Here is a 3,260-nt window from a genome sequence, read left to right as displayed (position 1 = left end):
GAACTGAAGGCCCAGCAGGACAAGGAAGCCGAAGAGAAGAAGGCTCTGGAGGCGAAGCGCGTCGCCGATGCGAAGGCCGAAGCCGATCGCAAGAAGAAGGAGCTCGAGCGGCAGACCGCGCAGACTGAAGACCAGCGCAAGAAGCAGCTGGAGCGCATCCTCGGCCAGGCCGGCGCCACCGGCGCGGCCACCAGCACCGGCACCGCCGCGCACGACGCGGCGCCGTCGGCCAACTACCGCGGCAAGATCGTCGGTGCGATCAAACCCAACATCACGTTGATCACGACCATCGACGGCAACCCACGGGTAGAGGTCGAGGTGCGCACCGGACCGGACGGCACCATCCTCAGCCGGCGCGTCACGAAGCCCAGCGGCGTCGCGGAGTGGGACGAGACGGTGTTGCGTGCGATCGACAAGACCGCCTCCCTGCCGCGCGACGAGAACGGCCGCGTGCCGTCACCGATGACCCTCGTTTTCCGGCCGCTCGACTTCTGAGGCCACCGGGGCCACGACCGAGGCCGGCAGCGGCGGCTTGCCGGGCCGCGCGCCGGCAGCGCGCTCGCGCCGCCTCAGCAGCCAGGCCACGAAGCGGCCCTCGAACGACCAGGCGCCCCAGCTGACCAGCGCGTCGCCATCGCCGCAATCGACCCAGCGCAGCGCAGGCTGGGCCAGCTTCGCGGTGACCAGCGCCCCGCCGGCGACGAAGCGGCGCAGGTTGATGGCGAGCGTCGCGGGGTCGTCGCCGCCGCGGAACACCTCGGGGTGCGAGGTGCTCTGCAAGGTCGGGCCGACGGCCGCACCGCCCTCGGGATCGAGCAGCAGCCCGCTGCCGTCCACCCACGACGGTGCGCGGCCCGGCAGCACCAGCAACGGCGCGTCGCAGACCAGGCGCATGCCGTCGCCGACCATCGCCTGCCGCCCGCCGAGGGCGACGCAGCGCTCCTCGAACAGCGTGACGTTGCGGCGCTTCAGGATGCGGTGCATGCGGACCTGCGCGGACGACGGGAAATCGGGCAGCGGCGGGCCGCCGTTGGTGACGAGCGCGACGCGCGCCCGCTTGCCCAGGCGCCGCTGCACCGCGAGCGACAGCTCGACGCCGGCGATGCCCGAACCGACGACCACGACGCTCAGCGTGCGCTGCTGCGCCAGCGCGAGCAGCGCATCCCACAGGAGCACGAACTGCTCGCCGGGCTGCATGAAGAGGGCATGCTCGCGGGCGCCGGCGATCGCGTCGCGGTCCATCACCGGCGCGGGGTCCAGGCTCAGCGCGTCGTAGTCGATGACCTGGCCGCCGGCGAGCGTCACGCGGCGCGCGGCGGCATCGAGCGAATCGACCTCGCCTTCGACCAGCGTCACGTGGGCCTGCTGCGCGAGCGGCAGCAGCGGCGTGACGCTGTCGTCGAGGCTGCGGCGGCCTGCTACCCAGCCGGGCAGCGCCGCGCCCGCCATCGGGCGCTGCGAGGGCGCCACCAGCGTGACCTGCGCCGCGGGCAGCGCCTGCGCCGCGAACTCGCGCAGCACCTGGAGGTGGGCGGGCCCGGCGCCCAGCAGAACGAGATGCTTCATCGAGGGCAAGGGGTAGGCGGGTGCAACCCCGCATTGTGCCCCGGCCCTTGCCCGGGGGCGTCAGCGCGGCGCCAACCCGGGACGAATGCCCCATCGGGTCGAGATCAGCCGGTCGAGCGACAGCGCGCCCGGCCCCCACAGCGCCAGCCCGATCAGCAGGCTGCCCCAGAACTGGTGCTGCTGCAGCGCGGCCGGTGCGATCTCGGCCAGGCTCAGCACCGCGACGATGTTCATCACCGACAGCCCGAGCGCCGCGAAGCGCCCGGCCAGGCCCAGCGCCAGCAGCACCGGCAGCACCAGCTCGCCGCCGGTGCCCATCACCGCGGCCAACCCGGGCGGCAGCAGCGGCACGTGGTATTCGTCGTTGAACAGCGCGAGCGTGGTGTCCCAGTCGCGGATCTTCGTCAGGCCGGACAGGAAGAAGGCCTGCGCGACGTACAGCCGCGCCGCCAGCTGCGCGACCGGCTGCAGGGTTTCCAGCAGCGCGACGAAGCGGCTCCACAGGGTCAGCAAGGGGGTGAGGCTCATGGGGATCTCTTTCGATTCGATGGGCCTTGGTCGGCGGGCAACGTGCTTTCTTTCGCAGCCCGGATGCCAGGTCAGCAGCGACGGGCGCCGGCCAACCAGCCGTGCTGCAAGGCCTGCAACAGCCAGGGTTCGAAAGAGAAGGTTTCCTCGCCTGCGCGGTCCAGTGCCTCCGACAGCGGTCGGCCCTCCAGCAAGGCCTGCGTCCAGCGCGCCTCGGGCCCGCCGATCGCCTGCACCCGCGGGCGCCAACCGTCGCGCCACACCAGCGCGTGCTCACCCCGGCCGGAATCGAGCGCCCCGCGGGCGGCCTCGAGGCGGGCGGCTGCATCGTCGCCGGGGCGGTGCGCCAGCCACAGGCTCGCCGCCGGCCAGGCACTGGAGAGCAGGCCGACCGACGGCATCAGCGCGAGCGTCAGTCCGGCCGGATCGGTCTCGGCCAGCAAGGCGAGGCTCGCGGTGTCGCATTCGGTGTCGGCCGCCCGCTCGCAGCGGGCCACCAGCGCATCGAGCCGCGCGCTGTCGGCCACGTAAGGCACGTCGGCCAGTTGATCGCTCTCGGCGATGAAACCGGGCAAGGCATCGCCGAACTCGGCGAGATCACCGCGCTGCGGCGGGTGCGCCTGCCAGAACGCGCGGGCCAGCGCCGCGAACGACTCCTCGCCCAGCAGCGCCTGCACGGTCGGGTAGCGTGCCGCCAACGCGCGCTCGGCCGAGGCACCGCCGTTCGCCTGGTAGGCCTGCCAGCCGCGCAGCAGCCGGGCGCCTTGCTCGCCCACCGCAGCGGCCAGCGATGCGCCTTCATCGCGCGCCCACAGGCTGCGCAGCAGCGCCTGCTGGCGTTCGAGCTCGTTCATCGTTGGCCTGCCCCGGCGATCACCCGTTCGGCGTGCGCCGCTTCTTCGAGCAGCACGGCCAGCGGCGGCAGTTCGGTGTCCCATTCGACCAGCGTCGGCCGCGGCCCCAGCCGGTCGATCGCATGGGCGAACACACGCCACACCGGCTCATGCACGCGGCTGCCATGGTCGTCGATCACGATGTCGGGCAGTTCGAGGTAGCCGGCCAGGTGGATCTCGCCGACGCTGGCCGCATCGATCGCGTCGATCCAGTCGCAGGCCCCGCGCACCGCATCAGCGTCGTCGCGTGCACGGTTCAGCCCGTTCACGACC

At 72.7% G+C, this 3,260-nt stretch carries 5 protein-coding genes; 1 reads left to right on the top strand and 4 read right to left on the bottom strand.

What is annotated here, in order from left to right; genetic code table 11:
* On the top strand, positions 1-495 hold a 495-nt coding region (tolA, locus tag AC1D15_RS23530; RefSeq protein WP_477827880.1), incomplete at its 5' end, for a cell envelope integrity protein TolA.
* Here tolA and AC1D15_RS23525 read toward each other — a convergent pair.
* From AC1D15_RS23525 to AC1D15_RS23510, 4 genes are all read right to left on the bottom strand, one after another.
* Positions 457-1,566: an NAD(P)/FAD-dependent oxidoreductase gene (locus AC1D15_RS23525; RefSeq protein WP_477827879.1), complete on the bottom strand. Its 1,110-nt coding sequence runs from the start codon at positions 1,564-1,566 to the stop codon at positions 457-459. The two genes, tolA and AC1D15_RS23525, sit on opposite strands and share 39 nt — an antisense overlap.
* 60 nt (positions 1,567-1,626) lie before the next feature.
* The gene (locus AC1D15_RS23520) at positions 1,627-2,094 is read right to left on the bottom strand and encodes a DoxX family protein (RefSeq protein WP_477827878.1); all 468 of its coding nucleotides are present in this window, start codon (positions 2,092-2,094) and stop codon (positions 1,627-1,629) included.
* Between the two features lie 71 nt (positions 2,095-2,165).
* Complete coding sequence (locus AC1D15_RS23515) at positions 2,166-2,948, bottom strand: HvfC/BufC family peptide modification chaperone (protein ID WP_477827877.1); 783 nt, start codon at positions 2,946-2,948, stop codon at positions 2,166-2,168.
* The coding region (locus tag AC1D15_RS23510; protein WP_477827876.1) for a multinuclear nonheme iron-dependent oxidase at positions 2,945-3,260 on the bottom strand (316 nt) is incomplete at its 5' end. The genes AC1D15_RS23510 and AC1D15_RS23515, both read right to left, overlap by 4 nt.

It is taken from the genome of Rhizobacter sp. P2_H2, assembly GCF_056403375.1.
This window is presented reverse-complemented; position numbering and strand designations above follow the sequence as displayed.